Genomic DNA, 25,827 nt, shown 5'->3' with positions numbered 1-25,827 from the left:
CTATTTTATTATTATACGGTCAGGTGCCCCATTTCCTGAAGGACGGGCATCAGTTTGCTTTTTATTTCATTCTTATCGACGAGTCTTTTCAAATAAATAATATTGGCTTTGATGGTGTAGTGCTGGAATTGTGATCTGAAGTTTTCTCCGGTGAAAATAATATCTGCGCGTGTTGACGTGGCGCTGGATATATCGCAATGGGACAAGTCAGCTTCGATACCTAAATCTTTTAAGGCGGCTTCTATGCTCATTTCACAGGCAAAACTGCTGCCCAGACCCGCACCGCATACCGCCAGGATTGATAATTTTTTCATGATTTTCCCTTACGCATTTTGTAGGTGATGATAAAAGGGTTATGTTCATCTCTCTTCACTTCACGTTTAAAACTGTCGAATGATCTCTAATGCTTCCTGCTTGTTTTGACTCTCTTTTAATTTTTTCGCGGCATCCTCGTCGCAAAATAAATGAGAAAGGCTGGCGATCATTTCAATATGTGAATGGCTGTCTATGGCGGCCAGTGCGAAAATAACATACACGGGATCATTATCTTCGCTGCCGAACTCGACCCCTTCTGACACAATCACTAACGACAGCGCCGTTCTGATGACCCCTTCTTCTGGCCGGGCGTGAGGCATTGCAATACCCTCACCCAATACATAATAAGGACCAATTTCACGGTGCATATCATATATAGCCTGAAGATAGCGGCCTTCTGCCGCACCCGAATCAATTAACGGTTGCACGGCTAATGCCACCGCTTGCTGCCAATTTTCAATATGATTAATTATGCTAATGTTACTTTCATTAATCCAGTCAGTTAACATATTACCTCTTAACAATAATTAACGGCTATTCTCAGTATCATAGTTAAAAATAATAAAAACTGTGATCAATCTATTCCTATTTATCATTGGAAAGAATAATAATGCTAAAATTTGTTCTATAATTAATGACATAGAAACTCTGTGGGTACTGAATTAATGTCAGTAAACCGTTTTGAACAGTAACATAATATTTTCCAGATATTGCGATTATGCTTATTGCTCTTTTAATACAGAGTCTATCCAGTGTCGAATCATCTGAATGTTTATCTGTTTATCCTGGTCGGCATAATATACCGGTCCGAATTCCATTGGCTGAGCATTTGCCGCCAGAATTTTTAATTCGGGAATATATTCCGCTCCTAAATGTCCGGGAAGACGTTGATCCAGCCGCGCAGCGTAGCGCGCTGCCGCCAGATCTGCGGAGATCTGACACCAGATTTCCACCACCTGCGTTACGCCGGCCTGCGTCAGGTAATTCCTGAGCACTTCTTTTGGCTGAAAGCCAAACCAGGCATCGACAATAAAGGTACTAGTTTGCGGTGCATCCGCCACGATCGACCAGATAACCTGATAGCTCGCCTGTCCCAGCACGCGATTGAACGCACGGTCCACGCCTGCAATCCGCTGAAGGAACGGGTTTTTTATGCCATCAAGCGACAATTGCAGCCAGCCTGTTTGCGCAGAGAGCTCAACGGCGAGACGGCTTTTACCGGAGGCAGGGATCCCGTTGACCAGAATAACCCGTTTACCCGGCTGGCCCGCAGGTTCGACGTTAAAAGCCGCTCTGTTCTCAGACATGTTCCACCTGTTCGGTTTGGTTGCGTGCTGGCGCATGGAAATACTGCTGAATCACTGCCTGAAGCTCATTCAGACGCGGAATGGCCAGCGTCTCCAGTTTGGATTTTGTCGCGCTGCGGTCGAGCGAAATGCAGTCTTTCCACAGTGAACGCCCGGCGATAACGCCTGATGCCCCTTCACTCATGGCATCGGCCACTTGTTTGAGGAAGGTTGTGTGATCGACACCCGCTGAAAGCACGGCCCACGGCACGTCGCCCGCCAGTGTGGTGATGTCTGCACAGGCCTGTTTTGATCCAGGATAAGGCAGTTTTAGCACCTTCGCGCCGCACTCCAGACAAATTTTCGTGCCACCATAAATCAGCGCCGGGATTTTTTCTTTATATTCTTCCTCGGTTTCGTTGTCGAGTTTGTAGGTCAGGAACTCCACCACCAGCAACAGGTCTTCGCGGGCAAAATCTTTGACACACTGGTGCAGGATATCAATGTTGTGGCGGTTGGCTTGCGGCAGATCAGCCCGCAGGTAGACCATGATTTTTCCGCCGGTGGCGCCCAGTTCACGCACGCGGCGGGCATCCACATTGGCGACCAGCCGCGACAGGCGGTAGCCTTCCGGTGAGTTATCCCAACCCGATGCATCGAGGCCAATCAGCAGGGCGGTATCGCGGGCAATGATGCCATCATCCACCAACTGCGGGACAGCGCAGACCGGGTCGACCAGCACACAGGAGGCTTTGCTGGCGAGATATTGGGTGATGTCGGCTTTAATCTGACCGAGTGCGTGTTCGGAAATTGACGCCTGTTGTTGCGGGTCGCTGGACAGCAGGCTGCGCATAGCCCCGCGCTGATCGCAGGCTATCACCAGCATCGCGCCGTTTTTACCACAAATCTGCTGATAACTACGAAGCTCTGACGTTGACATTTTTGACATGAAACTCTCCTTTGCGTGAAATTTATTACAGATGAAAAAATCTCGATTACACTGGACGTTCTGTCGTTTCCCTCCTGATGAAAGGGGGCCGAAAACCGTGAAAAGCGCCGGTTTACAAGGGATTCAGCCCTGTGAGGAACATTGCATTTGCCGGGCTGTTGCGCAATAATTCCTCAATCGACAATTTGAGTGTAATTCATTACTGAAAGGAATTTCAAGCTGAAAGAGCCAATTTTGCAAGATATTGCAGCAACGCGCGCTATGATGCATATGGTGGCTAAGCTGCACTACGAGTCTGATATGTCGCAAGTGGAGATCGCCCGCAAGCTGGATGTTTCGACGGCAACCATCTCCCGGTTACTGAATAAAGCCCGTGCGGCGGGCATTGTGCGCATTGAAGTCATTGGTTTATCGTCACCGGAAAACATGACCGCCGACCTTATTTCACGTCTCGGGCTGAAAACCGCCTACGTCATTGATGCCCCACCCAACAATGTGCTGGGTTCGCTCGCCGCGCCGCTGGCGTCGATTCTGTCGCAGGCTGATTTAGGCGCGGGTTCGGTGCTGGGTATCGGCTGGGGCAGGGCGATTCGCGAAGTGACGCTGACCGGTATGCCAAGGTTGCCGGGTATTCTGACCGTGGCACTGAACGGCGGTATGCAGCAGGCCGCGCCACATTTTCAGATAACCGAATTCGTGCGCCGTGCTGCCGAGCAGATGGAGGGCACGCCCTATTTTCTGCATGCGCCCTATATTTCGTCGACGGAATTGCGTGATGCGTTTCTCGGCGATGCGAGTGTGCAGGAAATCATCTCCCTGTGGGACAGACTGGACGTGGCGATCGTCGGCGTCGGCCTGACCCATGCGCCAAAACCGAGTGAGTCCAGTACCGCGACGCCGGGTGAGCAGGCGCTAAGCCACGCCGCAGGCGACGTACTGCGGCATTACGTCACCGAAGCGGGTGAGATCCTGCACTGGGAAGGGGAAGAACGGATGATTGCGGCCTCGGCCGAACAGCTGCGCCGTACCCCTCTGACCATCGGCGTGGCGGCCACGCCGGAAAAAGCCGCCGGGATCATCGGTGCCGTGCGCTCGGGCATGATCAACTCGCTGGTGACGGATGTGAATACCGCCCAGGCGATTCTGGACCGTTTGCCGGTCTGACGCTGCGCCCTGTCTATTCAGGGTGATACACACTGCTCAGCCCGTCGAACGCTTGTAAATGCTCACGCCACCAGAGGGCGGCATTACCGGTCGAATTTTTATTCCACGCCAGAAAGGCCTGGTCTCGCCGTGTTTCGCAGTCCAGATGCCGTTCAACCAGCGAGCCATCGGCAAGGTAAGGGGCGGCCAGATAACGCGGCAGATAGCCGCAGCCGAGTCCGGCCACCTGGGCCTGAACCTTGGCGTTGAAATCATGCACGCTCAGCGTTTTTTGCTCATCCAGCACGCGCAGATCAACCCCCGCGCCGTGCCGTGAGGAGTCATGAACCACCACTGCCCGATACTGGCGGATTTGCTCACGCAACAAGGGTTCCGGCAACGAGGTCAGCGGGTGGTGCGGGGCTATCACAAAGACATATTCCAGCCAGCCAATCGGCACGCAGCCAATGTCACTGCGCGTGACTGGCTCGTGTACGGCACCGAAAACGATGTCGGCTTCGCCATAACTCAATGCTTCCCAGCACCCCGCCAGTACGTCCTGACGAAACAGAATCTGGGTGTGCTGATGCTGCTGATAAAAAGCGTCAATCAGTGGCGTCAGGATTGAGAAGGGGACGGAAGCGTCTACGCTTATGGTGAGCTGATTTTCCCAGCCGCTTTCGACGTATTGCGCCTGTTGCTCCAGTTCACTGACGGCTCTCAACAGGACGCGGCCCCGTTCCAGCATCAGGCGGCCGGTCGGGGTGAACGTGGCGCGATGCCCCGAGCGGTCAAGCAGTGTGATGCCGAGATCGCTTTCCATCTTCTGCACGGTGTAACTCAGGGCAGACGCGGTTTTAAACAGCCTGGCCGCGGCGGCGGCGAAGGTGCCATGCCGGTCCAGTGCATCAAGAATCAGCAATGCTTCAAGGTTCAAACGCATTCTTTTCCCCACCCAAAAATTATTGAACAACAACCCAAAATCTTTCCGTTATCAAGAATCAGGCTGAATTCGTATTGTTTGATCACTCAACGCAACAAGTTGTTAACCCGACCAACAGTAACGAGGAAATCAAAAATGTCCAAACTCGACCTGCTCGACCCAATCAACTCCGCACTGATTTTCATCGACCATCAACCACAAATGTCTTTCGGCGTCGCCAATATCGATCGCCAGCAGCTTAAAAATAACACCGTCGCTCTGGCCAAAACGGGCAAAGTTTTTAACGTGCCGGTGATTTACACCTCGGTGGAAACCGAAAGTTTCAGCGGCTATATCTGGCCTGAATTACTGGCGGTTCACCCGGATGTGAAGCCGATTGAACGCACCTCGATGAACTCCTGGGAAGATGCTGCCTTTGTGAAAGCGGTGGAAGCGACGGGGCGTAAAAAACTGATTATTTCGGCGCTGTGGACTGAAGTCTGTCTGACGTTCCCGGCCCTGATGGCGCTCAAAGCCGGTTATGAAGTCTACGTGGTGACCGACACCTCCGGCGGCACCAGCGTGGACGCCCACGAACGCTCGATTGACCGCATGGTGCAGGCCGGCGCGGTGCCGGTGACCTGGCAACAGGTTTTGCTGGAATACCAGCGCGACTGGTCACGCAAAGAGACCTACGACGCGGTGATGGATCTGGTCCGCGAGCACAGCGGGGCTTACGGCATGGGCGTGGATTATGCCTACACCATGGTGCATAAAGCCCCGGCCCGTCAGGCCTGAAGCTCCGTTTATTCATAATATCGACCCCGGCGTTGTCGGGGTAAATTGAAGGAAAATCCCGTGGCTTATCCTCATCAACCTGAACACATTACTTTGGTGATCACCCACAGCGTGCTGGCGGGAAAACAGCCCGATTACGAAGTTTGGCTGGAAAAAATCATGCCCGAAGCGGCGCTGTTTACCGGGCATCTGGGCGTCAATGTTTTGCGTCCGCAGCATGGCGAGACCACCTACACCATACTGATCAGGTTCGATAACGTGGATAACCTGTACCACTGGATCCAGTCTGATGCGCGTCAGGCCCGCGTGGCGGAGCTGGCGACCTTGCTCAGCGGCCAGGAACATATTGAGGTTCGCCCCGGTGCCGCGTTCTGGTTTACGCCAGCCACGGCGGCGCACCCTGCGCCTGCCCGCTGGAAGCAGTTTTTGGTGACGCTGGCGGTGATTTTTCCTTCGACCAATCTGGTCCCCTGGTTCTGGGGCACGGTGCTGCCGGTAGCCAAAGGCACGCTCTGGGGACATTTGCTTAACGATGCCAGCGTCGTGGCGCTGGTGGTTTATCTGTGGATGCCTGCGGTCACCCGCCTGCTAAAAAACTGGCTGAGCCCGCGTGGCTAATCCGTTCTGGAGAACAGTAATGAATACAGCATCATTGATTTTGACCAACGGTAAATTTCATACGGTGGATCGCGAGAAACCCCTGGCAACGGCGGTGGCCATCAAAGACGGAAAGTTTATTGCCGTCGGCAGCGAAGCGGAAGTCATGCAGTTCGCCGATATATCCACCCAAATCGTTGACGTGCAAGGCACCACCGGGATCCCCGGTTTGAACGACTCCCACCTGCATTTAATTCGCGGCGGGCTGAATTACAACCTCGAGCTGCGCTGGGAAGGCGTGCCCTCGCTCGCCGATGCGCTGCGGTTGCTGAAAGAGCAGGCCTTGCGCACGCCATCGCCGCAATGGGTACGCGTGGTCGGCGGCTGGACGGAATTCCAGTTTGCCGAACGGCGTATGCCGACGCTTGATGAGATCAACGCCGCCGCGCCCGATACGCCGGTGTTCATTCTGCACCTGTATGACCGCGCACTGCTCAACCGTGCTGCGCTCAGGGTAGTCGGTTATACCCGCGACACGCCCAATCCGCCGGGAGGCGAAATTCAGCGCGACAGCAACGGTAATCCAACCGGCATGCTGATCGCCCGTCCCAACGCCATGCTGCTTTACGCCACGCTGGCCAAAGGGCCGAAACTGCCGCTTGAACAACAGGTCAATTCCACCCGCCAGTTTATGCGCGAGCTGAACCGGCTGGGGCTGACCAGCGCCATCGATGCGGGTGGTGGTTTCCAGAACTACCCCGACGACTATGCGGTGATCGCCGAGCTGCATGAGAAAAAGCAGCTGACGCTGCGCATCGCCTATAACCTGTTTACCCAGCGCCCCGGACAGGAAGTGGAAGATTTCGAAAAGTGGACGGACATGCTCAAACCGGGGCAGGGCACCGATTTTTATCGCCATAACGGCGCCGGTGAGATGCTGGTGTTCTCGGCGGCGGACTTCGAAGATTTCCTCGAGCCGCGACCCGATCTGGCACCGGGCATGGAAGATGAGCTGGAGCGCGTGGTGCGTCATCTGGTGGAGCACCGCTGGCCGTTCCGCCTGCACGCGACCTATAACGAATCCATCAGCCGCATGCTCGACGTGTTTGAAAAGGTCAACAGTGATATTCCCTTCAACGGTCTGCACTGGTTCTTTGACCATGCGGAGACCATTACCGAGGCCAATATCGAACGGGTGAAAGCCCTCGGCGGGGGCATTGCCGTTCAGCACCGGATGGCGTTCCAGGGCGAATATTTTGCCGACCGTTACGGCAAGGAAGCCGTGAAGCAGACCCCGCCGGTGGCAAAAATGCTCAATGCGGATCTGCCGGTGGGTCTCGGCACGGACGCCACCCGCGTGGCGAGTTATAACCCGTGGACGGCGCTGTACTGGCTGGTCTCCGGCCGCACGGTAGGCGGAATGGCGATGTACGATGACGACGCCCGTCTGGACCGGGAAACGGCGCTGATGCTGTGGACGCAGGGCAGTTCCTGGTTCTCCAGCGAGCAGGGCAAAAAAGGTCAGATTAAGGTCGGTCAGTTGGCGGATCTGGTGCTGTTGTCGAAAGATTATTTCAGCGTTGCGGAGGAGGAGATCAAAGGGATTGAATCCGTGCTGACGATGGTTGACGGCAAAATTGTCTACGCGGCGGGCGGCTTCACTCCGCTGGCACCCCCTGCCATTCCGGTATTGCCCGACTGGTCGCCGGTGGTCAATGTGCCGGGTCATTACCGCAGTGCACCGCCGCTGGCGAATGGCCGCGTCGGCATGGTGCAGGTGCATCAGTGCAGCGGGCCGTGCGGTGTGCATGTTCATTCGCACGATGTGGCGCGCCAGTCGTCAGTGCCGGTATCAGACGATAACGCCTTTTGGGGCGCGCTGGGTTGTTCCTGTTTCGCGTTCTAATCTGCCTGCTCATCGGCCAGTCTCAGGACTGGCCGTTTTGATGGACCCCGTGTGCGGATGCGTCGTCGAGGAAGCGTCACCTGTGCGTCATAAAACCTTCACCCAATCCCGCTAGGTTAGGCCCATTACTCTTTGCAGAGATGCACAGCGGGCATGAGCTACCTATCACTACACAACATCAGGAAAACCTGGGGCCATAAAGTCGCACTCAATGACATCAGTTTTGATGTGCAAGAGGGCGATTTCATCGCGCTGCTGGGGCCTTCCGGCTGTGGTAAATCCACGATGTTACGCACCATTGCCGGGCTGGAATCTGCCGACAGCGGCGCGATCTACTTTCAGCACTCGGATGTCACCACACTGACGCCTTCCCAACGGAAGCTGTCGATGGTGTTTCAGTCCTACGCCCTGTTTCCCCATCTTAGTGTGCGGGAGAATTTGCTGTTTGGCCTGCGCGCCCGGGGGGAAGACAAACGCCAGTTTGCCTCACGGCTGGCCGAGGTCAGTAAGCTGATGGAACTCGAGACGCTACTGGATCGGCTGCCGGCTCAGCTCTCCGGCGGGCAGCAACAGCGCGTGGCACTGGGCCGTGCGGTGATCGCCAATAACAAACTGTGTCTGATGGATGAACCGCTGTCAAATCTCGACGCCAAACTGCGTCAGAGCATGCGCCGTGAAATCCGTGGCATTCAGAAAAAACTCGGTCTGACCATGGTGTATGTCACTCATGATCAGACTGAAGCCATGAGCATGGCCGACAAGATTATCCTGCTTAACGATGGCGCCATCGAGCAGCACGACACGCCGGACAATTTATACAACAATCCGGCGACGGTGTTTGCCGCCCAGTTCATCGGTGCGCCGCCCATGAATATCATCCCGTTATTGCGCCGTGACCTGCACCATTATTTGGGCGATATGCCGATCCCGGTCGTGGAAAACAGCCGCGAAGACGCGCTGTGTCTTGGCCTGCGTGCCGAAGAGATTCAGCTCACCGCAGCGGATAATGGCATCCTCAGCGGGCAGGTTATCAGCTATGAATATATGGGCGCAGACACGCTGGTGGTATGCCAATTGACCGCCTGTCAGGGCGCGATGACCGTCAAGATCCCGGGCATGAAACATTTTGCTGAAGGCAGCCCGGTTGGGCTGCGCTGGGCCACCCCTTCTCAATATTTCTTCTCGACCACCACGGGAAAGCGCTGCTACAGCGCTGAGCAAAAAATTTTACCGTTAGAGAAACGCTACGCCGTGTAGTCATCACTTTTTTATTTGCTCACATTCATTTGCTGAAGGGAAAAATATGTCTCTTGCTTTGCGTTTATCACGTCTGACGACGGCGGTTCTGCTGGTCACTGCAACCTCTGCTTACGCTGCTGATGCGGTGAAATTGCAGATGTATTACCCGATTGCGGTAGGGGGAAAAGTCAGCCATACCGTCGATAATCTGGTCGCCGATTTTGAAAAAATCCATCCTGATATCAGTATTCAGCCGGTCTATACCGGTGATTACGCCACCACCATCACCAAAGCATTAACCGCATTTCGTGGCGGGAATGCGCCACAGATGGCGGTCATCGGTGACATCGAAGCCTATTCGTTGATCGACGCTGGCGCGATTTTGCCCGTCAGCGATTTAGCGAACGACGCGGCGGGTAAAGCGTGGATTGATGGTTTTTACCCGGCCTTCATCCGCCACATTCAGGGCAAGGTCTGGAGCATTCCATTCCAGCGCTCAACCGTGGTGCTGTACTGGAACAAACAGGCTTTTGAGAAAGCCGGTCTTAACGGCGATACCCCTCCGGCCAACTGGCAGCAGGTGGTGGACTTCGGTAAGAAGCTGGTCGTGCGTGACGGCACTAACGTGACGCAATGGGGTATTGAAATCCCGTCGACACCAAACGGTTATTGGAACTTCCAGGGTATTGCTGCCACCAATGGCAGTCATCTGGATAACGGCAAAGGGACGGCGGTGACCTTCAACACCCCGTCTAACGTTGAAGCATTGCATTGGCTGGCCGATCTGGCGCAGAAAGAGAGCGTGTCGCCGAAAGGCGCTATCGCCTGGAGCACCACACCGCAAGACTTTATTGATGGCAAAACGGCCATGATGGTCACCACCACGGGCAACCTGACGACCGTGCGCGATAACGCGAAATTCCCGTTCGGTGTGTCGATGCTGCCTGAGAAAACCCAGCGTGGCAGCCCGACCGGTGGCGGCAACCTTTACGTCTTCAAAAATACCACGCCGGAACAACAGAAAGCCGCGATGGAATTCATCCGCTGGGTGTCTGCACCAGAGCAGGCCGCTCGCTGGAGTATTGCCACCGGATACGTTGCCACATCGCCTGCGGCATGGGAGACCGCCGTCATGAAGGATTACGTCAAGCAAGTTCCTCAGGCGCTGGTGGCCCGCGAACAGTTGAAATATTCGCAGCCTGAGCTTTCCACCTACAACAGCGTGCAGATTCAGGAGTTGCTCAACCATGCGATTGAAGCTGCCGTTACGCAGACCAAGACGCCAGAGCAGGCCCTTGAGTCCGCGCAGACGCAGGCCGACCGCCTGCTGAAACCTTACCAATAACGGACACCGTATGAGCACTCTTTACACGGTTGCCAGTGCAGCTCAGCGCCGGGGCCTGTCTTTACAGGTTTATGGTTATCTGTTGCTGTTACCCGCGCTGGGTTTTCTGCTGCTGTTTACCCATTACCCCGCGCTGGCAACGGTGTGGGAGAGTGTTTTCAGCGCGGCGCGAGGCGGAAATCCGGCCCATTTTGTTGGGCTGGATAACTACCGTGCGCTGTTGGATGACGACACCTTCCTGCTCGCTCTGCGAAATAATCTGCTGTATGCGGCCATCACCATCCCGCTGTCGGTGGTGCTGGCGTTACTGATGGCACTGGCGGTTAACCGCCACCTGCGGGGAAATGCCATCACCCGCGCAGCTTTCTTTATTCCCTCCCTGCTTCCGATGGTGGCCATCGCCAATCTGTGGTTATTTTTCTACACGCCGCAATTGGGCTTGCTTAACAAATTGCTGGCACTGTTCTCGCTGCCGGCGGTGAACTGGCTCGGCGACCCGCATACCGCGTTGTACAGCCTGATGGCGGTTTCCATCTGGCGTGAAGCGGGTTTTTTCATGATTTTTTATCTGGCCGCCTTGCAGCAGATTGACCCGAAATTAGCCGAAGCGGCGGAGATTGAAGGCGCATCCCGCCGCTACTTTTTCCGCCGCGTGCAGTGGCCATTATTAATGCCGACCACGCTGTTCATTTTGATCAATGCCTCGATGAATGCTTTCCGCATTGTCGATCAGGTGATCGCCATGACCAACGGCGGGCCGGACAACAGCACCAGTTTACTGCTGTTTTACATCTACCGGACTGCGTTCAGTTATTGGGATTTGCCTTATGCCTCTGCCATGACGGTGGTGCTGTTGGTAATACTGGCTGCCATTGCATTAATTAAATTTAATCTGCTGGATAAGAGAGCGCATTACCAATGAGCATGACGATAACCCTGGCCCCGCGCCGCCCTTTTTCTGTCGGCAGGCTCTGTCTGAATCTGACGATCTGGACGGCGGCCCTGCTGTGGTTTTTGCCTATTCTGGTGGCCGTTTGGGTGGCGATTCACCCGGCGTCTGAGCAGGGCAGTTTTAACCTGTTTGCACCACTCACGTTGCAGAACTTTATCCACGCCTGGCAGGCAGCACCGTTTGGCCGCTATTTTCTCAATACCATCATGCTGGTGTTGATGATTGTTATTTGCCAGCTGGTGTTGGCCACCATGGCGGCCTATGCGCTGGTGCGGTTTGGTCTTAAATGGTCCGGGGTGCTGTTTTCATTGATTTTATTGCAACTGATGATCAGCCCCGACGTCTTGATCCTGAATAACTATAAAACCATCGGCGCGTTTGGGCTAAGGGACAGCCTGCTCGGTATCGCACTGCCTTATTTTGCCTCCGCGTTTGCGATTTTTCTGCTGCGCCAGACGTTTAAAAGTATTCCGCTGGTGCTGGAAGAGGCGGCCATTGTGGAAGGTGCCAGCCGCTTTTATATTTTGCGCAGGATTTATATTCCGCTGGCGAAGCCGATTTATGTGGCGTTTGCGCTGGTGTCGATCAGTTTTCACTGGAACGATTTCCTCTGGCCGCTGGTGATCAGCGACTCAGTCAACGTGCGCCCCCTGACGGTGGGATTGCAGCTGTTTTCAGCCCCGGAGCAGGGCGTGCAGTGGGCGCTGATAGGTGCAGCGACCCTCATCACGTCATTGCCGTTGCTGCTGCTTTTCCTGGTATTCCAGCGTCAGTTTGTTCAATCCTTCATGCGTGCTGGCATTCGCTAGCAGGAGTACCCCGATGACTTTGCTACCTGAACATTACGTGTTGTCTCTGCCACAACAGCAGGCGCTGGGTAAGGTCAGTACGCTCTATCAAACGCCTGAAATCCGCTCATCATCCCCTGTTCGTACCACGTTGCGCTTCGGTCTGATTGCCGATCCGCAATATGCTGACGTGCCGCCTGATCTGGAAAATAACCGTTATTACCGGCACAGCCTGAGCAAACTTTCTGCCGCCATCACTGAGCTGAATGCGTTGCCGCTGGAATTTGTGGTGACATTGGGTGACCTGGTGGACCGCGACTGGTCAAGTTACGAACAGCTGCTGCCGCTGTATGACGGACTGCACCATCCGCACGCGGCATTGATTGGCAATCACGATGCGCAGGTGATCTCCGACCATCTCGCAGCGCAGTCTCCAGCCCTCGGACTGCCCAAAAGTTATTATCAATTCACGCTGCCGGGTTACCGTTTTTTGGTTCTGGATGGCAATGATGTGAGCTTGTATTGCAACCATGCTAACGGCGACGATCGCCAGTTGGCCGAGTTCATGCTGGAAGATTTGATTGAGTGCCAGCAGTCGCAGGCACAGCCCTGGAACGGTGCGGTCGGGGCGCAACAGTTGGCCTGGATTGAGCAGAATTTGCAACAGGCCAAACGGCTGGGCGAGATGGTCATCGTCTTCGGCCATTACCCGCTGACCCCCATCAACAGTCATAACCTGTGGAACTGCGAAACACTGTTGGAGCTGCTTTGTGAGTATCAGGTGCGGGCCTATTTTGCCGGTCACGACCATCGCGGCGGCTATGACCGCATCGGCAGCACTGACTTTATTACGCTCAAAGGGATGCTCGACGGGGCCGACAGCTTGCCCTTTGCCAGCGTTGAACTGCAAAACGGTGAGTTAATGATCCACGGCTATGGCCCTGAAATCAGCCGCGTGCTGCCCGCCGTGGCCACTGATTGAAAAAGGTGGGTTCACCGGCACTCATCGACTAGGATTAACACAGGTTAATTCTGTGTTCTGAGTTCGGGAGAGAGTATGACAATCGACTATGCCATCTTTGGCGGCGGGTGTTTCTGGTGTACTGAAGCGGTGTTCAAAGATGTGATCGGTGTCGAGACGGTGGAAAGCGTCTACACCGGCGGGCGGCGGGCCAACCCTACCTATGAGCAGGTTTGTGCCGGTGTGACCGGTCATGCGGAAGCGATCCGCGTCGGCTTCGACCCGGAAAAACTGAGCTACGGCGATCTGCTGGATATCCACTTTGTCACCCATGATCCCACCCAGCTTAACCGTCAGGGCAACGATGTCGGGACGCAATACCGTTCGGTGATCTTCCCAGCCAATGAAGCACAACGCGCCGAAGCTGAAGCCGCTATTTTGCGCGCGCAGGCGGACAACAGCCAGCCGGTAGTGACTTCCATCGAGCCGCTGGGCGAGGTGTATGTGGCCGAAGATTATCACCAGAACTACTGGGACGGTGCCGGTCAGCGCAACGGTTACTGCATGGCCGTCATTCCCCCCAAACTGCAAAAGCTGCGTAAAAGTTATGCCAATCGAGTGAAATCATTGCACTCCGATAACGGATAGCTGGAGAGTAACGGATGATCACCGAGATGATTTATCCTCTCATATAGCCAAAACCGAGGCCGCCACCCCGTGTCACTTCCGGCCCATTTATTGATATGATTGATGGCACGGATTGCGCTGCAAGCTTGTCCGAAGCCCAATAGGATTGTCCGGCGCAACATCGGGTTGCGCCCGGTAAAGGGACTGGCGGAGAGTGAATGAAAGCTTTGATGAAAAACACGGAAATTGCCTGGGTCGGGATCACGTTAATGGTGCTGATTCTGGCAGGGTGTTCCAGTAAACCGCACTATAAAAAATATGATGCCCATGCTTATGACAGCGTGATTAACGAGGCGGCTGGCGACTATAAAGTTGACCCGAGGCTGATTACCGCCATTATTGAAGTTGAGTCGGGTTTCAACCCTGATGCGGTCAGCCCGTCGAATGCGATTGGCCTGATGCAGCTTAAAGCCTCGACCAGCGGCTGCGATGCGTACCGTTACAAAGGTAAACGCGGCTGCCCTGACGACAGCGATTTACGGGATCCTCAAACCAATATTGATCTTGGCACCGCCTACATCAGTGCGCTGCAACATCAGCAATTGAACTGGATAAACGACCCGGTTACCCGCCGCTACGCCACCGAAGCTGCCTATGCCAACGGCGCGGGTGCGCTGTTACGCACCTTTTCCAGCGATCGCACAACGGCCATCAGCATGATTAACCAACTGTCGCCTGACGCGTTTAACTGGCATGTTCGTCAATACCATCCGGCTGCGCAGGCACCGAGATATATGATGAAAGTCGAGAAGGCCTACAGCAGGTTGTAAGGTAAATTCATGCCTTTCCTGTGTATATATGCAGACAGGTATGGGCTTATTTTTTAACGCCGATAAAACCAATGTTGGATTAACATCCTCCCACCAATAATATGTGGGAGGATGGCATGAAAAAATTAATTCAAAATTATATTTTTCATGGGTGGAATATATCCATAGTCGAAGACGCGCTCTACATATGAGCGATCTCCCGTCAGCACTATTTTCACGGTAGGGGCTTCTGTCCCGCCAATTCTATAATTGCCATCGCTGGTAGGGACGTTATCAATAAATGACGTGACCAAACCATTAGGCATCACGCAGTGAGAATATGTTTGGAAGGGTTGTGATGGCGGATTACCTAAGACTAAACCGGAACCGTTCATTGGTGAGTAAGGTCCTGTCAGATTATTACTGAAGAAGCCGTACACACCGTCAGGGCCGGTTAATCCATCGGCATAAGTATATTTATGACTGATCGTGAACAGATAATATTTTCCATCCTGAAACACAAAATGAGGACGCTCAGTCTGGTCATTGACCCCGACAGCGGTCACCAATGGAGGAAGGATTTCCCATTCATCACCGGAAAGGTCTTTAGCCACGGCCATGCCAATACACCCTACTTTGTCTTTAGCATTGCCAATATCCTGATAACCAGGAGGAACGATCCCCATCTCTTTTTTGGTAATAACATGTGTGCCGCTGTCACCCGCCACATTACCCTCAAATAGCATATACAGTTTGCCATCATTCTGATCGATAAACGGACTTGGGTCTCTAAAGTTCCAGTAAGGGTTTTGGCTTTCGGTTTGATAAATAACACCATCAGCTGAGAACAGGGGTTTAACTTCATTAAAGCCCGTTAAGGTGACTCCGTCATCTGAAGTGAGGACCTTACCTTTTACTTTAACGATGGTTGCACCCGGTGTTACCGCGGTGTAATAGAGATCAATATCACCCTCTTCGTTGAGTAAAACAGGGGTGCCTGCCCATTCACGGGTGGTCGGAGAGACACCTTCTGCCATAACGCGCCCGCCAAAAATCCAATCTTTACCTGTGCGGGAGTACCAGAAACAAATTTTTGCCCGCCCATGACGGTTAGTCCAATCACTTGTTATGTCATAATTACCCTCGGCATCCAGGTATTCTGAGTTATGGGTATTGCGCTGAGCTGTTAATGTGAAAATAACTGACCAGCCGTCAACCGATACAATAGTTCCATCCAGGGATCTCAGTGGCATAGTATCCCAAATAAAGACGTCTTCACTCATTACAGGAAAGTCAGGGCTGACAATCGGCTGAGTTGTGGTGGGGTCATTTTCATTGACCTTTAAAGCATCAGCACGAGTCCAGATAGTGGGCTTATAGTTTACGTTAGTCATAAATATCCTTTGATTAAGCGTTAATATTGTGTGACTTATTAAGTCGTGAAAATACTCGCATGATTAACGCTTAAGTGCATTGGCTTGCTGTTGTGTGGTAATTCTGACATTGTTTGCATGATTTTTATAAAACCCAATAGTGCCTCTATTAATTGATTTTTATGAAATTAACCAGGTCTTTTAATTTATATTTTAATTGAGGGGTGTCGGCTGTTTTTATAATGTGTTTTCAGATTAAGACTATTTGATTTTATTTTTATCGGTTGTGTTTCTATGAGGTTTACTTATTGCGTTGAACGCGAGAAAAGCCAAATATTTCTGATGAAGGCTGCACTCAGCTAGCTGATAATGGATAGGGTAAACATTCAAATTTATTTATGCCGTGATGACATTCACTCGTCATGAGTAATGAACACGGTATGACATTGTTTCTTATATAATATATGAAACACTCTCCCTCCATGCTTATGCTGACAAAAAAGGCTTCAGATCCAAAGATCTAAAGCCTTTATTTTTAGCGGCGTCATAACGACGCGGTTATCTCATGGTAACGAATTCTTCCGCGCCGGTGGGGTGGATCGCCACGGTGTTGTCGAAGTCTTTCTTGGTCGCGCCCATTTTGACGGCCACGGCGAAGCCTTGCAGCATTTCGTCCATGCCATAGCCGATACCGTGGATACCGACGATTTTCTCCTCAGCACCGACGCACACCAGCTTCATGCGGCACGGCTGGCGGTGTTTCGTCACGGCGGTATACATCGCGGTGAATGCCGATTTGTAGACTTTCACGTTGTCTGCGCCGTACTGCTCAATCGCCTGAGGCTCAGTCAGGCCCACGGTGCCGATTGGCGGATGGCTGAACACCACGGTGGCGATGTTGCTGTAATCCAGATGTTCGTCAGGCTTGTTGTTGAACAGGCGTTCAGACAGGCGGCGGCCCGCCGCCACGGCTACGGGTGTCAGTTCAACTGCGCCGGTGTTATCGCCCACGGCGTAGATACCTTTGACGCTGGTGTTCTGGAATTTATCGACTTCAATGTAGCCTTTGGCGTTGGTTTTCACACCGGTCGCTTTCAGGTTGAAGTTGTCGGTTTCCGGTTCGCGGCCAATCGCCCAGACCAGGCTGTCGACTTCAAACTCTTTACCGTTTTCCAGCTTCAGGGTCAGGCTGCCGTCGGCATTTTTCACCACTTCTTTTGGAATCGATTCGGTATGCAGCGCCGGGCCTTCGGTGTTGATCACTTCCAGCAGGGTCTCGACGATTAACGGGTCGAAAGTACGCAGTGGTGCGTGTTTACGCACAAACAGATGGGTTTCAGAACCCAGTGCATTCATCACACCGGCGATTTCTACCGCGATGTAACCGGCGCCAACCACCGCAACGCGTTTCGGCATTTCGGTCAAATCAAAGAAACCGTCGGAGTCGATACCGTATTCCGCACCCGGAATGTTCGGGTGGCTCGGGCGACCGCCGGTGGCGATCAGGATGTGATCCGCGGTGATCTTCTCGCCGTTGACTTCCACGGTATGATCGTCAACGAAGCGCGCGAAACCTTTGATCACGTCAACGTTGTTTTTGCCCAGCACGTTGTCGTACGAGGTGTGGATGCGGTCGATGTACGCGGTGCGGTTGGCAACCAGCGTCTTCCAGTTGAAGCTGTTGACGGTGGTATCAAAGCCGTAATCCGGGCCGTAGTTACGGATAGCTTCAGCGATTTGCGCCGCATGCCACATCACTTTTTTCGGTACACAACCCACATTGACGCAGGTGCCGCCGAGCTCTTTCGCTTCGATCAGCGCACATTTTTGCCCATACATGGCAGCACGGTTAATTGATGCGATACCGCCGCTGCCGCCGCCAATTGCCAGATAGTCATAATGTTTGGTCATCGGATTTTCCATGAATTTTGAAAAATGAAGAACGCCAATACCAGCGTCGCTAATCTACATAATTGCCTAAGAGTTTAACGTGGGAATTGAGTTTGTCGCAAAGTTTGGAACGATGATTGCGATAGGTTTGATAGCCAGAGCCTTTGGATAAGCGGCTCTGGCATGACTAAGCGGGAAATATCAGCGAGGATTTACTCAGGAACGACCCATTTGACCAACTGATGGCCGGTACCGGAAGGCACCAGCGTTTCGAGCAGCCAGGGTAGAACGGTGTTCATTTGCTGCTCGAGTTTCCATGGCGGGTTAATCACGATCATCCCCGAGGCGGTCATACCGCGCTGATCTCTGTCCGGGCGCACGCCCAGTTCGATTTGCAGAATGCGGCGGATGCCGGTCGCTTCGAGCTCACGCAGCATTTTTTTGATCTGCTGACGCAGCACCACGGGATACCACAGGGCGTAAGTGCCAGTGGCAAAACGTTTGTAGCCTTCCTGGATGCCTTTTACCACGTCCTGATAATCGGTTTTCAGCTCATATGACGGGTCCATCAGGATCAGGCCACGGCGTGAGAGAGGCGGCAGCTGGGCTTTAATCTGCTGATAACCGTCTTCGCGCAAGACTTTCGCACGGCTATCTTTCTGGAACTCATTACGCAACAGCGGGAAGTCGCTCGGGTGCAGTTCGGTCATGTGCAGTTTGTCATCTTCACGCAGCAACTGGCGGGCGATGAGCGGTGAGCCTGGGTAGTAACGCAGATTCTCGTTGCGGTTGAAATATTTGATGACCGACATGTAAGGAGCCAGCTCGGCGGGTTGATCTTCGCGCTGCCAGATGCGTGCAATGCCTTCCATATATTCGCCCGTGCGTTCGGCGTGTTCACCGCTCAACAGGTAGCGACCGGCACCGGCGTGGGTGTCGAGATACAGGAAAGGTTTATCTTTTTCTTTCAGAGATTCAATGATCAGGCTCTGAACGGTATGTTTGAGGACGTCGGCGTGGTTGCCAGCGTGAAAACTGTGGCGGTAACTCAGCATGGATTTACGTTTCCGAATAATGAATGTAGACAGTAAAATCAGTGGGTTACCGAAAATTTATACTGTGCCTGGATAGTGATGCAGGCTGCCGCTGAAAACGGCGCGCCTTTAATGCGGCTTAGTATAAACCGTCTGTTAGCCACAACCTAACCAGATCCCAACACCCATTGATTTTCCCACCCCTTGACCGCATGTTAGAAGTTACGTCATCTTTAAGAAGACCCTCATTCCCGGTGTGTTGCGCGAAGAGCCGAAGCCAGCGCCACGCGCATCATGCACACAACAACAGGACCTCCCTATGACTACAGCTTCAACCAATCCGCTTTTGCAAGACTTTACCCTGCCGCCGTTTTCTGCGATTCGCCCTGAACATATCGTTCCTGCCATGCAATCGGCTATTGAAGCGTGCCGCCAGACGGTTGAAAAGGTGGTGGCGCAATCCGGCCCTTTCAACTGGGAAACCTTGTGCCAGCCGCTGGCGGAAAGCGACGATCGCCTGAGCCGTATCTGGTCACCGGTCGGGCATCTGAATGCGGTGAAAAACAGCCCTGAGTTGCGTGAAGCCTACGAACAGTGCCTGCCGATCATCTCCGAATTCAGCACCTGGGTAGGGCAACACGCCGGTCTGTACAACGCCTACCGCGACCTGAAAGAGGGCGAGCACTATGGCCAACTGACGCTGGCGCAGAAGAAAGCCGTGGACAACGCGCTGCGTGACTTCGAGCTGTCAGGGATTGGTCTACCCCCGGAGAAACAGAAACGCTACGGTGAGATCTCCGCCCGCTTGTCTGAGTTAGGTTCGACCTACAGCAACAACGTGCTTGATGCCACCATGGGTTGGAGCAAACTTATCACCGACGTTGCTGATTTAGAGGGGTTGCCGGAAAGTGCGTTGGCGGCGGCCAAAGCGCTGGCCGAATCGAAAGAGCAGGAGGGCTGGCTATTAACGCTGGATATCCCAAGCTATCTGCCGGTCATGACCTACGGTGTAAACCGTGAACTGCGTGAAGAGATGTACCGCGCCTTCCTGACCCGTGCGTCAGACCAGGGGCCGAATGCCGGGAAATGGGACAACAGCGCGGTGATGGCCGAAACGCTGGCGCTGCGCCACGAACTGGCAGAACTGCTGGGCTTTGCCTCGTTCGCTGATATGTCACTTGCCACCAAAATGGCTGAAAACACCTCGCAGGTGATCGACTTCCTCAATGACCTCGCCAAACGCGCCCGCCCTCAGGCGGAGCAGGAGCTGGCCCAACTGCGCGCTTTCGCCAAAACGCATTATGGCGTGGATGCAATGGAAGCCTGGGACCTGCCGTTCTACGGCGAAAAACAGAAACAGCATCTGTTCTCTATTAATGACGAACAGCTGCGGCCGTACTTCCCCGAACAGCGCGCGCTGGAAGGGCTGTTTGAAGTCGTGAATCGTATTTACGGCATCACGGCCAAAGAGCGCACTGACGTTGAAATCTGGCACAAAGATGTGCGTTTCTTCGACCTGTTCGATGAGTCCGGTGAGCTGCGCGGCAGCTTCTATCTCGACCTGTATGCGCGTGAGCATAAACGCGGCGGTGCCTGGATGAACGACTGTGCCGGTAGCCTGCGTAAAGCCAACGGTGAAGTGCAAAAACCGGTCGCTTATCTGACCTGTAACTTTAACGGTCCGGTTGGCAACAAACCGGCGCTGTTTACCCACAACGAAGTCACCACGCTGTTCCACGAATTTGGCCACGGTCTGCACCATATGCTGACCAAAATCGACACTGCAGGCGTGGCCGGTATTTCCGGTGTGGCGTGGGATGCGGTCGAACTGCCAAGTCAGTTTATGGAAAACTGGTGTTGGGAACCGGATGCGCTGGCGTTTATCTCCGGCCATTTTGAAACCGGTGAACCGCTGCCGAAAGAGATGCTGGATAAAATGCTGGCCGCCAAAAACTATCAGGCTGCGTTGTTTATTCTGCGTCAACTGGAGTTCGGCCTGTTCGACTTCCGTATGCATGCCGAGTATGACCCGGCCAAAGGCGCGCAGATTTTGCAGACGCTGGCGGAGATCAAAAAGCAGGTTGCCGTGGTGCCATCACCAAGCTGGGGCCGTTTCCCCCACGCATTCAGCCATATTTTTGCGGGCGGTTATGCGGCCGGATATTACAGCTACCTGTGGGCGGAAGTGCTCTCTGCTGATGCCTATTCGCGCTTCGAAGAAGAAGGGATTTTCAATCGACAAACCGGGCAGTCTTTCCTCGACAACATTTTGTCACGTGGCGGTTCGGAAGAGCCGATGGAGCTGTTCAAACGCTTCCGTGGGCGTGAACCTCAGCTGGATGCTATGCTGCGTCATTACGGTATTAAAGAGAGCGGCACGAAAGAGCCTGCCTGAGGAAACGTCACCCCGTGAGTGTCTGTTTAATTTGTGAAGAAGGCGCCGATGCAGGCGCCTTATCTATTCTGGCCGAACGCTGGAACCTGACGTCAGATAGCGACGCCGTGATGGCGCTGGTGCTGACGCCTGAACGTCTTGAGTTGCGAAAGCGCGATGAGCCTAAACTGGGCGCGATTTATGTCGATTTTGTCGGTGGCACTATGGCACACCGGCGTAAGTTTGGCGGCGGTCGTGGTGAAGCCGTGGCAAAAGCCGTTGGCATCAAAGGCGGATACCGGCCCAATGTGGTCGATGCGACGGCGGGGCTGGGGCGTGACGCCTTCGTACTGGCGTCGCTTGGCTGTCACGTGCGGATGCTTGAGCGTAACCCGGTGGTGGCTGCGCTGCTGGATGATGGCCTGGCGCGCGGTTATCGCGATGCGGAAATCGGCCCGTGGCTGCGTGAACGTATGACGCTGTTACATGCATCCAGCCTGACGGCACTGGCGGACCTGACGCCAAAACCGGAGGTGGTGTACCTTGATCCGATGTATCCGCATAAACAGAAAAGTGCGCTGGTGAAGAAAGAGATGCGGGTATTCCAGGGGTTAGTGGGCCCGGATGCGGATGCAGATGGCTTGCTGGAACCCGCACGTCGTCTGGCGACCAAGCGGATTGTCGTTAAACGGCCAGACTATGCGCCACCGATGGCCGATACCCCCGCGCAAGCTGCCCTGACCACCAAAAGTCACCGGTTCGATATATACACACCGTTATAAAACAATTTCTCAATCAAGGCCGTATCGACGTTCGCCGGTTGTGGCTTCACCGCCGCCACTGGCAACTGCGTCACATGGCCGACCAGCATGACCGGCAAACCTTCCGCTTCCCATCCATGAAACAGCGCCTGCTGGCGTTCGTTCAGGCGTTTATCTGACCAAATCACATAATGTTGCATGTTAAAGCGCGACAGATCCGGTTCGGCAATGGTGGCAGAGATCACTTCCACCCGTAAGCCTTCCCCTGCCAGTGACATGGCTTCCAGCCACATTTCCAGCGGGTCGCGGATGTGCATCGCCATCAGCAATATGCGGGGCAAGCCTTTCTTTCGTGACGTGGTGAGGATAAAAGCCGAATACTCGATGATGGTGCCGTCGAGCAGGCCGAGTTGTTGTTTCATCAGCGGGTGTTTGCTGGAGGCCAGAAAACGGCGCAGCGGACGAAACACGTCATTCACCAGATTGGCAGGCGGGTATTCGCGGCCGCAGCGCCAGGTAATGCGGCGTAATTTGTCGGCATCGAAATGGTCGAGACAGGTGAGGATTTCAGCCTGAATCTCCCGCCAGCCATTGAGACATTCAGTGGTTTCGCCCAGGATCCGGCTGCGGATCTGGCCGAGTGGTACGCCACGGTTTACCCAGTCGAGGATCACATGAATCTGTGACAGATCGTCGTCGCTGTAGAGGCGCTGGCCTTGTGGGGTACGGTGCGGTTTGATTAATCCGTGACGCTGCCAGGTGCGCAAGGTAATGGGGTGTACGCCGCAGAGCTGGGCGGTGGTGTCGATATCGTATGTCGCCATGACGTCTGACAGTTCCTTTTTGCCTGAGAGATACCTCCCCTAGCTATAAAAGAAATTCCTGATTTTGTATAGCTCATTCATTAGTTTTGTGAATGTTTTAAAAAATTTCAATGATACAAAACAAAAGGAGATGCCGTGGCATCCCCTTTTCCATGCCGTCTTTCAGACATTATTCGGCGTCTTCTTCGTCACGCAGCGGAACAATCAGCATATCGATATGAACGGTGTTAATCAATTGACGTGCTGAAGACATCAGTTTGCTCCAGAAGTCCTGATGATGGCCACACAGCACTAAATCGACGCTGTATTTATTAATGGCATCCACCAACACTTGCGCTAAATCACCGCTGCCGCTCAGGGTTTCTGAAATCGGGTAGCCCGCATTTTGCGACAGTTCAGTCAGCGCGTGGTGGGTTTCTTCAGAAATACGTTTCTGCATGTCGCCCAGATTGACATCAATCAGACCAGTGTATAAATCGGAGTAGTTAACATCAACATGGATCAGCGACACTTTGGCGTTATAGGGGCGCGCCATGGAGACTGCTTTTTCGACCAGCACTTTGCTTTCGGGGGACAAATCAACCGCAATGAGTATGTGTTTGTAAGACATAAGAAAACTCCTTCCATAGGTCAGCGAATAGCGATATCAGTATCATACGATCTTCATTTTTTAAGTATAGCGCTAAAAGGGCGTGAGAAATCAAGCCGGTCACCCCGTTTCCAGAAAGTGATTCTGATGCAAATCCATAGACGTAAATAATATGAAGATGCAGCCCCCCTTTTTTATTTCGTTTCCTACACTGAATATTAAGGGACCGGCGTTGTGTGCCAGACGTCTCTGGTTTTTATTGTGACGACAGGGTGGGCGGGTGCACTTTTACCCGGGGGGTGAGATGTCTTAGGTCGTAGGGCGAAGCGGCGAACAGGCGTCATATTTAAGGCGGCACTGTGCGTGGTAAATTCGTCTTGAGGGGGAATTATGATCAGTCCCGTTGCGCTGTTTTGGGCCTTATGTTTTGTCTGCGTCGTCAATATGCTGCGTTACTACTCTTCATTGCGGGCATTACTGGTGGTGTTACGCGGGTGCGATCCTTTGCTTTATCAGTATGTCGATGGCGGTGGTTTTTTCACGGCTCACGGACAACCGAGTAAGCAAATCAGACTGGTGCGATACATCTATGCCCAGCGCTATAGCGATCATCATGACCCCGAGTTTATCCGACGCTGTGAGCGGGTTCGCGGGCAGTTTATGCTGACGACATGCCTGTGTGGGCTCATTTTGGTCTGTATGTTGGCGATGATAATCTGGTATTGAAAACCGGCTATGGAGGGTGTGGTGAAGAGGCAAGGCAAATAAAAAGGCGGCTTATTCCTATGAATAGCCGCCTTTTTTACATCACGTCATCAGACTTAAATCAGTTTCAGCGCGATCCAATACAGCCCACCGGAAAGCACAATCGAGACTGGCAGGGTTAAGATCCATGCCATCGCGATGTTTTTCACCGTTTTGCTCTGCACACCGCCGCCGTCTACCAACATAGTACCGGCCACTGCAGATGAGAGAACGTGGGTGGTGGACACTGGCATTCCGGTATAACTGGCCACACCAATCGACACGGCGGCAGTTAACTGCGCCGATAGCCCTTGTGCATAAGTCATGCCTTTCTTGCCAATTTTTTCACCGATGGTGGTCGCAACGCGCTTCCAGCCAATCATGGTACCCAGTGCCAACGCCAGGGCAACAGCGATGATGATCCAGATCGGGGCATATTCTACGGTTTGCAGAATGTCGCCTTTCAGCTCACCAAGAAAGCGTTTGTCAGCCGGGGTGGTTTCTTCCAGCTTGGCGGCTTTATCGGCAGTATCCGCAGCGCACATCAGCAGGCGACGCATATGGCTGCGTTGCTCCGGTGACAGGTCGCTGTAGGATTGCAGATTCGCCAGTAACACCTGCGTACGGTCAATCGCGTCCAGTGCATGCGAACTGTCGCAATGGAACACTTTTTCCTTCTGCGAATCTGCGACTGCCGCTGCAGATTCATCTGGCGTTTGCACCAGCGGCGTCATCGCCACGATGTGCGGCAGGGCGTTACTATGCTGCTGATAGTACTGTTGCAAGTGCGTAACGGCGTCGCGGGTACGGGTGATATCGTAACCGGTGGCGCTCATGTTCAGCACAAAGCCCGCAGGTGCTACGCCAATCAGCACCAACATGATCAGACCAATGCCTTTCTGACCGTCATTGGCGCCGTGCGAGAAGCTGACCCCAATGGCTGACAGAATCAGACCGATGCGGGTCCAGAAGGGCGGCTTCTTTTTACCGTCTTTCTTTTCACGTTCAGCTGGCGTCAGGTGAATACGCGCGTGTTTTTTGGTTCCGCTCCAGTAGCGGCGCAGCACGAAAATCATGGCTCCGGCCATTATCATCCCGACCAGCGGTGAAATGATCAATGACGCGAAAATACCGATCATCTTCGGAATGTTTAATGCATCTACCACCGAGCTGTGGGTGATTAATGCATTGGTCAGACCGACACCGATAATGGCACCAATAAGGGTATGAGAACTGGAGGCCGGCAGGCCGAAGTACCAGGTTCCCAGGTTCCAGATGATGGCGGCCAGCAACATGGAGAACACCATGGCCAGACCGTGAGTGGAACCGACATTCAGTAAAAGATCAGTCGGCAGCAAATGAACAATGGCGTAGGCCACGCTCAAGCCACCAAGAATAACGCCTAAGAAGTTAAATACCCCAGCCATAACGACCGCAAGTTGCGAGCGCATTGCGCGGGTATAGATGACGGTTGCTACTGCGTTAGCCGTATCGTGAAAGCCGTTGATGGCTTCGTAGAACAGCACAAACAGTAACGCGAGAATCAACAACGAGCCGGTATGAAAATCTAACCCGGCAAATAAATGCAGCATAATTGTTAC

General features: G+C 53.5%; 25 protein-coding genes. 14 read left to right on the top strand and 11 right to left on the bottom strand.

Annotation, left to right across the window (positions count from 1 at the left end; all coding sequences use genetic code 11):
• Window positions 1-11 precede the first annotated feature (11 nt).
• The 4 genes from EAH77_RS18390 to EAH77_RS18375 all read right to left on the bottom strand — a co-directional run bounded on the left by EAH77_RS18390 (window position 12) and on the right by EAH77_RS18375 (window position 2,550).
• Window positions 12-314 (bottom strand): PTS sugar transporter subunit IIB, encoded by a 303-nt coding sequence (locus EAH77_RS18390; RefSeq protein WP_140474266.1) that lies wholly within the window; start codon window positions 312-314, stop codon window positions 12-14.
• A 66-nt stretch (window positions 315-380) separates the two neighbouring features.
• Entirely contained in the window at window positions 381-824 is a 444-nt protein-coding gene (locus EAH77_RS18385; protein ID WP_140474265.1) for a PTS sugar transporter subunit IIA, read from the bottom strand.
• A gap of 213 nt (window positions 825-1,037) precedes the next feature.
• Window positions 1,038-1,622 (bottom strand): AAA family ATPase, encoded by a 585-nt coding sequence (locus EAH77_RS18380; protein WP_140474264.1) that lies wholly within the window; start codon window positions 1,620-1,622, stop codon window positions 1,038-1,040.
• Complete coding sequence (locus EAH77_RS18375; protein ID WP_140474263.1) at window positions 1,615-2,550, bottom strand: tagatose-bisphosphate aldolase; 936 nt, start codon at window positions 2,548-2,550, stop codon at window positions 1,615-1,617. Before EAH77_RS18375 ends, EAH77_RS18380 begins: the two co-directional genes overlap by 8 nt.
• Window positions 2,551-2,784: 234 nt before the next feature.
• On the opposite strand from EAH77_RS18375, the gene EAH77_RS18370 reads away from it, so the two are divergent.
• Entirely contained in the window at window positions 2,785-3,714 is a 930-nt protein-coding gene (locus tag EAH77_RS18370) for a sugar-binding transcriptional regulator (RefSeq protein ID WP_140474262.1), read from the top strand.
• Between the two features lie 13 nt (window positions 3,715-3,727).
• Here EAH77_RS18370 and EAH77_RS18365 read toward each other — a convergent pair whose 3' ends face one another.
• Entirely contained in the window at window positions 3,728-4,636 is a 909-nt protein-coding gene (locus tag EAH77_RS18365) for a LysR family transcriptional regulator (RefSeq protein ID WP_140474261.1), read from the bottom strand.
• Between the two features lie 135 nt (window positions 4,637-4,771).
• Between EAH77_RS18365 and EAH77_RS18360 the strand changes: the two genes are divergently transcribed.
• The 10 genes from EAH77_RS18360 to EAH77_RS18315 all read left to right on the top strand — a co-directional run bounded on the left by EAH77_RS18360 (window position 4,772) and on the right by EAH77_RS18315 (window position 14,658).
• Entirely contained in the window at window positions 4,772-5,413 is a 642-nt protein-coding gene (locus EAH77_RS18360; RefSeq protein ID WP_140474260.1) for a hydrolase, read from the top strand.
• Window positions 5,414-5,473: 60 nt separating this feature from the next.
• Window positions 5,474-6,031 (top strand): antibiotic biosynthesis monooxygenase, encoded by a 558-nt coding sequence (locus EAH77_RS18355; RefSeq protein WP_140474259.1) that lies wholly within the window; start codon window positions 5,474-5,476, stop codon window positions 6,029-6,031.
• A gap of 19 nt (window positions 6,032-6,050) precedes the next feature.
• Window positions 6,051-7,916 carry an amidohydrolase gene (locus EAH77_RS18350; RefSeq protein ID WP_140474258.1) on the top strand — a complete coding sequence of 622 codons (1,866 nt, stop codon included), beginning with the start codon at window positions 6,051-6,053 and terminating at the stop codon, window positions 7,914-7,916.
• Between the two features lie 153 nt (window positions 7,917-8,069).
• Window positions 8,070-9,173 (top strand): ABC transporter ATP-binding protein, encoded by a 1,104-nt coding sequence (locus EAH77_RS18345; RefSeq protein WP_140474257.1) that lies wholly within the window; start codon window positions 8,070-8,072, stop codon window positions 9,171-9,173.
• Window positions 9,174-9,219: 46 nt separating this feature from the next.
• A complete protein-coding gene (locus EAH77_RS18340; RefSeq protein WP_140474256.1) occupies window positions 9,220-10,500 on the top strand; it encodes an ABC transporter substrate-binding protein in 1,281 nt (426 codons plus the stop codon).
• 10 nt (window positions 10,501-10,510) lie between these two features.
• On the top strand, window positions 10,511-11,422 hold the full coding sequence (locus EAH77_RS18335) for a carbohydrate ABC transporter permease (RefSeq protein WP_140474255.1): 912 nt from the start codon (window positions 10,511-10,513) through the stop codon (window positions 11,420-11,422).
• A 2-nt stretch (window positions 11,423-11,424) separates the two neighbouring features.
• Entirely contained in the window at window positions 11,425-12,261 is an 837-nt protein-coding gene (locus EAH77_RS18330) for a carbohydrate ABC transporter permease (RefSeq protein ID WP_431306779.1), read from the top strand.
• A gap of 13 nt (window positions 12,262-12,274) precedes the next feature.
• On the top strand, window positions 12,275-13,222 hold the full coding sequence (locus tag EAH77_RS18325) for a metallophosphoesterase (protein ID WP_140474253.1): 948 nt from the start codon (window positions 12,275-12,277) through the stop codon (window positions 13,220-13,222).
• 75 nt (window positions 13,223-13,297) lie between these two features.
• Window positions 13,298-13,849, top strand: coding sequence for a peptide-methionine (S)-S-oxide reductase MsrA (msrA, locus tag EAH77_RS18320; protein WP_140474252.1), 552 nt, complete (start codon window positions 13,298-13,300; stop codon window positions 13,847-13,849).
• Between the two features lie 197 nt (window positions 13,850-14,046).
• Entirely contained in the window at window positions 14,047-14,658 is a 612-nt protein-coding gene (locus tag EAH77_RS18315) for a transglycosylase SLT domain-containing protein (RefSeq protein WP_241673489.1), read from the top strand.
• A gap of 125 nt (window positions 14,659-14,783) precedes the next feature.
• Here EAH77_RS18315 and EAH77_RS18310 read toward each other — a convergent pair whose 3' ends face one another.
• The 3 genes from EAH77_RS18310 to EAH77_RS18300 form a co-directional block, all read right to left on the bottom strand.
• Window positions 14,784-16,031, bottom strand: a complete 1,248-nt coding sequence (locus tag EAH77_RS18310) for a glycoside hydrolase family 68 protein (RefSeq protein ID WP_140474251.1) — start codon at window positions 16,029-16,031, stop codon at window positions 14,784-14,786.
• Window positions 16,032-16,568: 537 nt separating this feature from the next.
• A complete protein-coding gene (gorA, locus tag EAH77_RS18305; RefSeq protein ID WP_140474250.1) occupies window positions 16,569-17,921 on the bottom strand; it encodes a glutathione-disulfide reductase in 1,353 nt (450 codons plus the stop codon).
• A gap of 191 nt (window positions 17,922-18,112) precedes the next feature.
• Window positions 18,113-18,955, bottom strand: a complete 843-nt coding sequence (locus tag EAH77_RS18300) for a 23S rRNA (adenine(2030)-N(6))-methyltransferase RlmJ (RefSeq protein ID WP_140474249.1) — start codon at window positions 18,953-18,955, stop codon at window positions 18,113-18,115.
• Between the two features lie 298 nt (window positions 18,956-19,253).
• Here EAH77_RS18300 and prlC point away from each other — a divergent pair, with 298 nt between their 5' ends.
• Complete coding sequence (gene prlC / locus EAH77_RS18295; protein WP_140474248.1) at window positions 19,254-21,329, top strand: oligopeptidase A; 2,076 nt, start codon at window positions 19,254-19,256, stop codon at window positions 21,327-21,329.
• A 14-nt stretch (window positions 21,330-21,343) separates the two neighbouring features.
• The gene (gene rsmJ / locus EAH77_RS18290) at window positions 21,344-22,090 is read left to right on the top strand and encodes a 16S rRNA (guanine(1516)-N(2))-methyltransferase RsmJ (RefSeq protein ID WP_140474247.1); all 747 of its coding nucleotides are present in this window, start codon (window positions 21,344-21,346) and stop codon (window positions 22,088-22,090) included.
• On the opposite strand, the gene EAH77_RS18285 is transcribed toward rsmJ, so the two are convergent.
• Together EAH77_RS18285 and uspA are read right to left on the bottom strand one after the other, a co-directional pair.
• Window positions 22,060-22,893: a MerR family transcriptional regulator gene (locus EAH77_RS18285; protein ID WP_140474246.1), complete on the bottom strand. Its 834-nt coding sequence runs from the start codon at window positions 22,891-22,893 to the stop codon at window positions 22,060-22,062. The two genes, rsmJ and EAH77_RS18285, sit on opposite strands and share 31 nt — an antisense overlap.
• Before the next feature lie 169 nt (window positions 22,894-23,062).
• On the bottom strand, window positions 23,063-23,503 hold the full coding sequence (gene uspA / locus EAH77_RS18280) for a universal stress protein UspA (protein WP_140474245.1): 441 nt from the start codon (window positions 23,501-23,503) through the stop codon (window positions 23,063-23,065).
• Window positions 23,504-23,872: 369 nt separating this feature from the next.
• On the opposite strand from uspA, the gene uspB reads away from it, so the two are divergent.
• Window positions 23,873-24,208, top strand: a complete 336-nt coding sequence (gene uspB, locus EAH77_RS18275; protein WP_140474244.1) for a universal stress protein UspB — start codon at window positions 23,873-23,875, stop codon at window positions 24,206-24,208.
• Window positions 24,209-24,303: 95 nt separating this feature from the next.
• On the opposite strand, the gene pitA is transcribed toward uspB, so the two are convergent.
• Window positions 24,304-25,818, bottom strand: a complete 1,515-nt coding sequence (pitA, locus tag EAH77_RS18270) for an inorganic phosphate transporter PitA (RefSeq protein ID WP_140474243.1) — start codon at window positions 25,816-25,818, stop codon at window positions 24,304-24,306.
• Window positions 25,819-25,827: the final 9 nt, after the last annotated feature.

The sequence above is a fragment of the Ewingella americana genome (assembly GCF_006438725.1).
Taxonomy (GTDB): Bacteria; Pseudomonadota; Gammaproteobacteria; order Enterobacterales; family Enterobacteriaceae; genus Ewingella; species Ewingella americana_A.
This window is presented reverse-complemented; position numbering and strand designations above follow the sequence as displayed.

Coding starts and splice junctions, on each gene's coding strand:
- EAH77_RS18390 (WP_140474266.1), bottom strand. CDS start 314: ATGAAAAAATTATCAATCCTGGCGGTATGCGGTGCGGGTCTGGGCAGC.
- EAH77_RS18385 (WP_140474265.1), bottom strand. CDS start 824: ATGTTAACTGACTGGATTAATGAAAGTAACATTAGCATAATTAATCAT.
- EAH77_RS18380 (WP_140474264.1), bottom strand. CDS start 1,622: ATGTCTGAGAACAGAGCGGCTTTTAACGTCGAACCTGCGGGCCAGCCG.
- EAH77_RS18375 (WP_140474263.1), bottom strand. CDS start 2,550: ATGTCAAAAATGTCAACGTCAGAGCTTCGTAGTTATCAGCAGATTTGT.
- EAH77_RS18365 (WP_140474261.1), bottom strand. CDS start 4,636: ATGCGTTTGAACCTTGAAGCATTGCTGATTCTTGATGCACTGGACCGG.
- EAH77_RS18360 (WP_140474260.1), top strand. CDS start 4,772: ATGTCCAAACTCGACCTGCTCGACCCAATCAACTCCGCACTGATTTTC.
- EAH77_RS18350 (WP_140474258.1), top strand. CDS start 6,051: ATGAATACAGCATCATTGATTTTGACCAACGGTAAATTTCATACGGTG.
- EAH77_RS18345 (WP_140474257.1), top strand. CDS start 8,070: ATGAGCTACCTATCACTACACAACATCAGGAAAACCTGGGGCCATAAA.
- EAH77_RS18340 (WP_140474256.1), top strand. CDS start 9,220: ATGTCTCTTGCTTTGCGTTTATCACGTCTGACGACGGCGGTTCTGCTG.
- EAH77_RS18335 (WP_140474255.1), top strand. CDS start 10,511: ATGAGCACTCTTTACACGGTTGCCAGTGCAGCTCAGCGCCGGGGCCTG.
- EAH77_RS18330 (WP_431306779.1), top strand. CDS start 11,425: ATGACGATAACCCTGGCCCCGCGCCGCCCTTTTTCTGTCGGCAGGCTC.
- EAH77_RS18325 (WP_140474253.1), top strand. CDS start 12,275: ATGACTTTGCTACCTGAACATTACGTGTTGTCTCTGCCACAACAGCAG.
- msrA (WP_140474252.1), top strand. CDS start 13,298: ATGACAATCGACTATGCCATCTTTGGCGGCGGGTGTTTCTGGTGTACT.
- EAH77_RS18315 (WP_241673489.1), top strand. CDS start 14,047: ATGAAAGCTTTGATGAAAAACACGGAAATTGCCTGGGTCGGGATCACG.
- EAH77_RS18310 (WP_140474251.1), bottom strand. CDS start 16,031: ATGACTAACGTAAACTATAAGCCCACTATCTGGACTCGTGCTGATGCT.
- gorA (WP_140474250.1), bottom strand. CDS start 17,921: ATGACCAAACATTATGACTATCTGGCAATTGGCGGCGGCAGCGGCGGT.
- EAH77_RS18300 (WP_140474249.1), bottom strand. CDS start 18,955: ATGCTGAGTTACCGCCACAGTTTTCACGCTGGCAACCACGCCGACGTC.
- prlC (WP_140474248.1), top strand. CDS start 19,254: ATGACTACAGCTTCAACCAATCCGCTTTTGCAAGACTTTACCCTGCCG.
- EAH77_RS18285 (WP_140474246.1), bottom strand. CDS start 22,893: ATGGCGACATACGATATCGACACCACCGCCCAGCTCTGCGGCGTACAC.
- uspA (WP_140474245.1), bottom strand. CDS start 23,503: ATGTCTTACAAACACATACTCATTGCGGTTGATTTGTCCCCCGAAAGC.
- uspB (WP_140474244.1), top strand. CDS start 23,873: ATGATCAGTCCCGTTGCGCTGTTTTGGGCCTTATGTTTTGTCTGCGTC.
- pitA (WP_140474243.1), bottom strand. CDS start 25,818: ATGCTGCATTTATTTGCCGGGTTAGATTTTCATACCGGCTCGTTGTTG.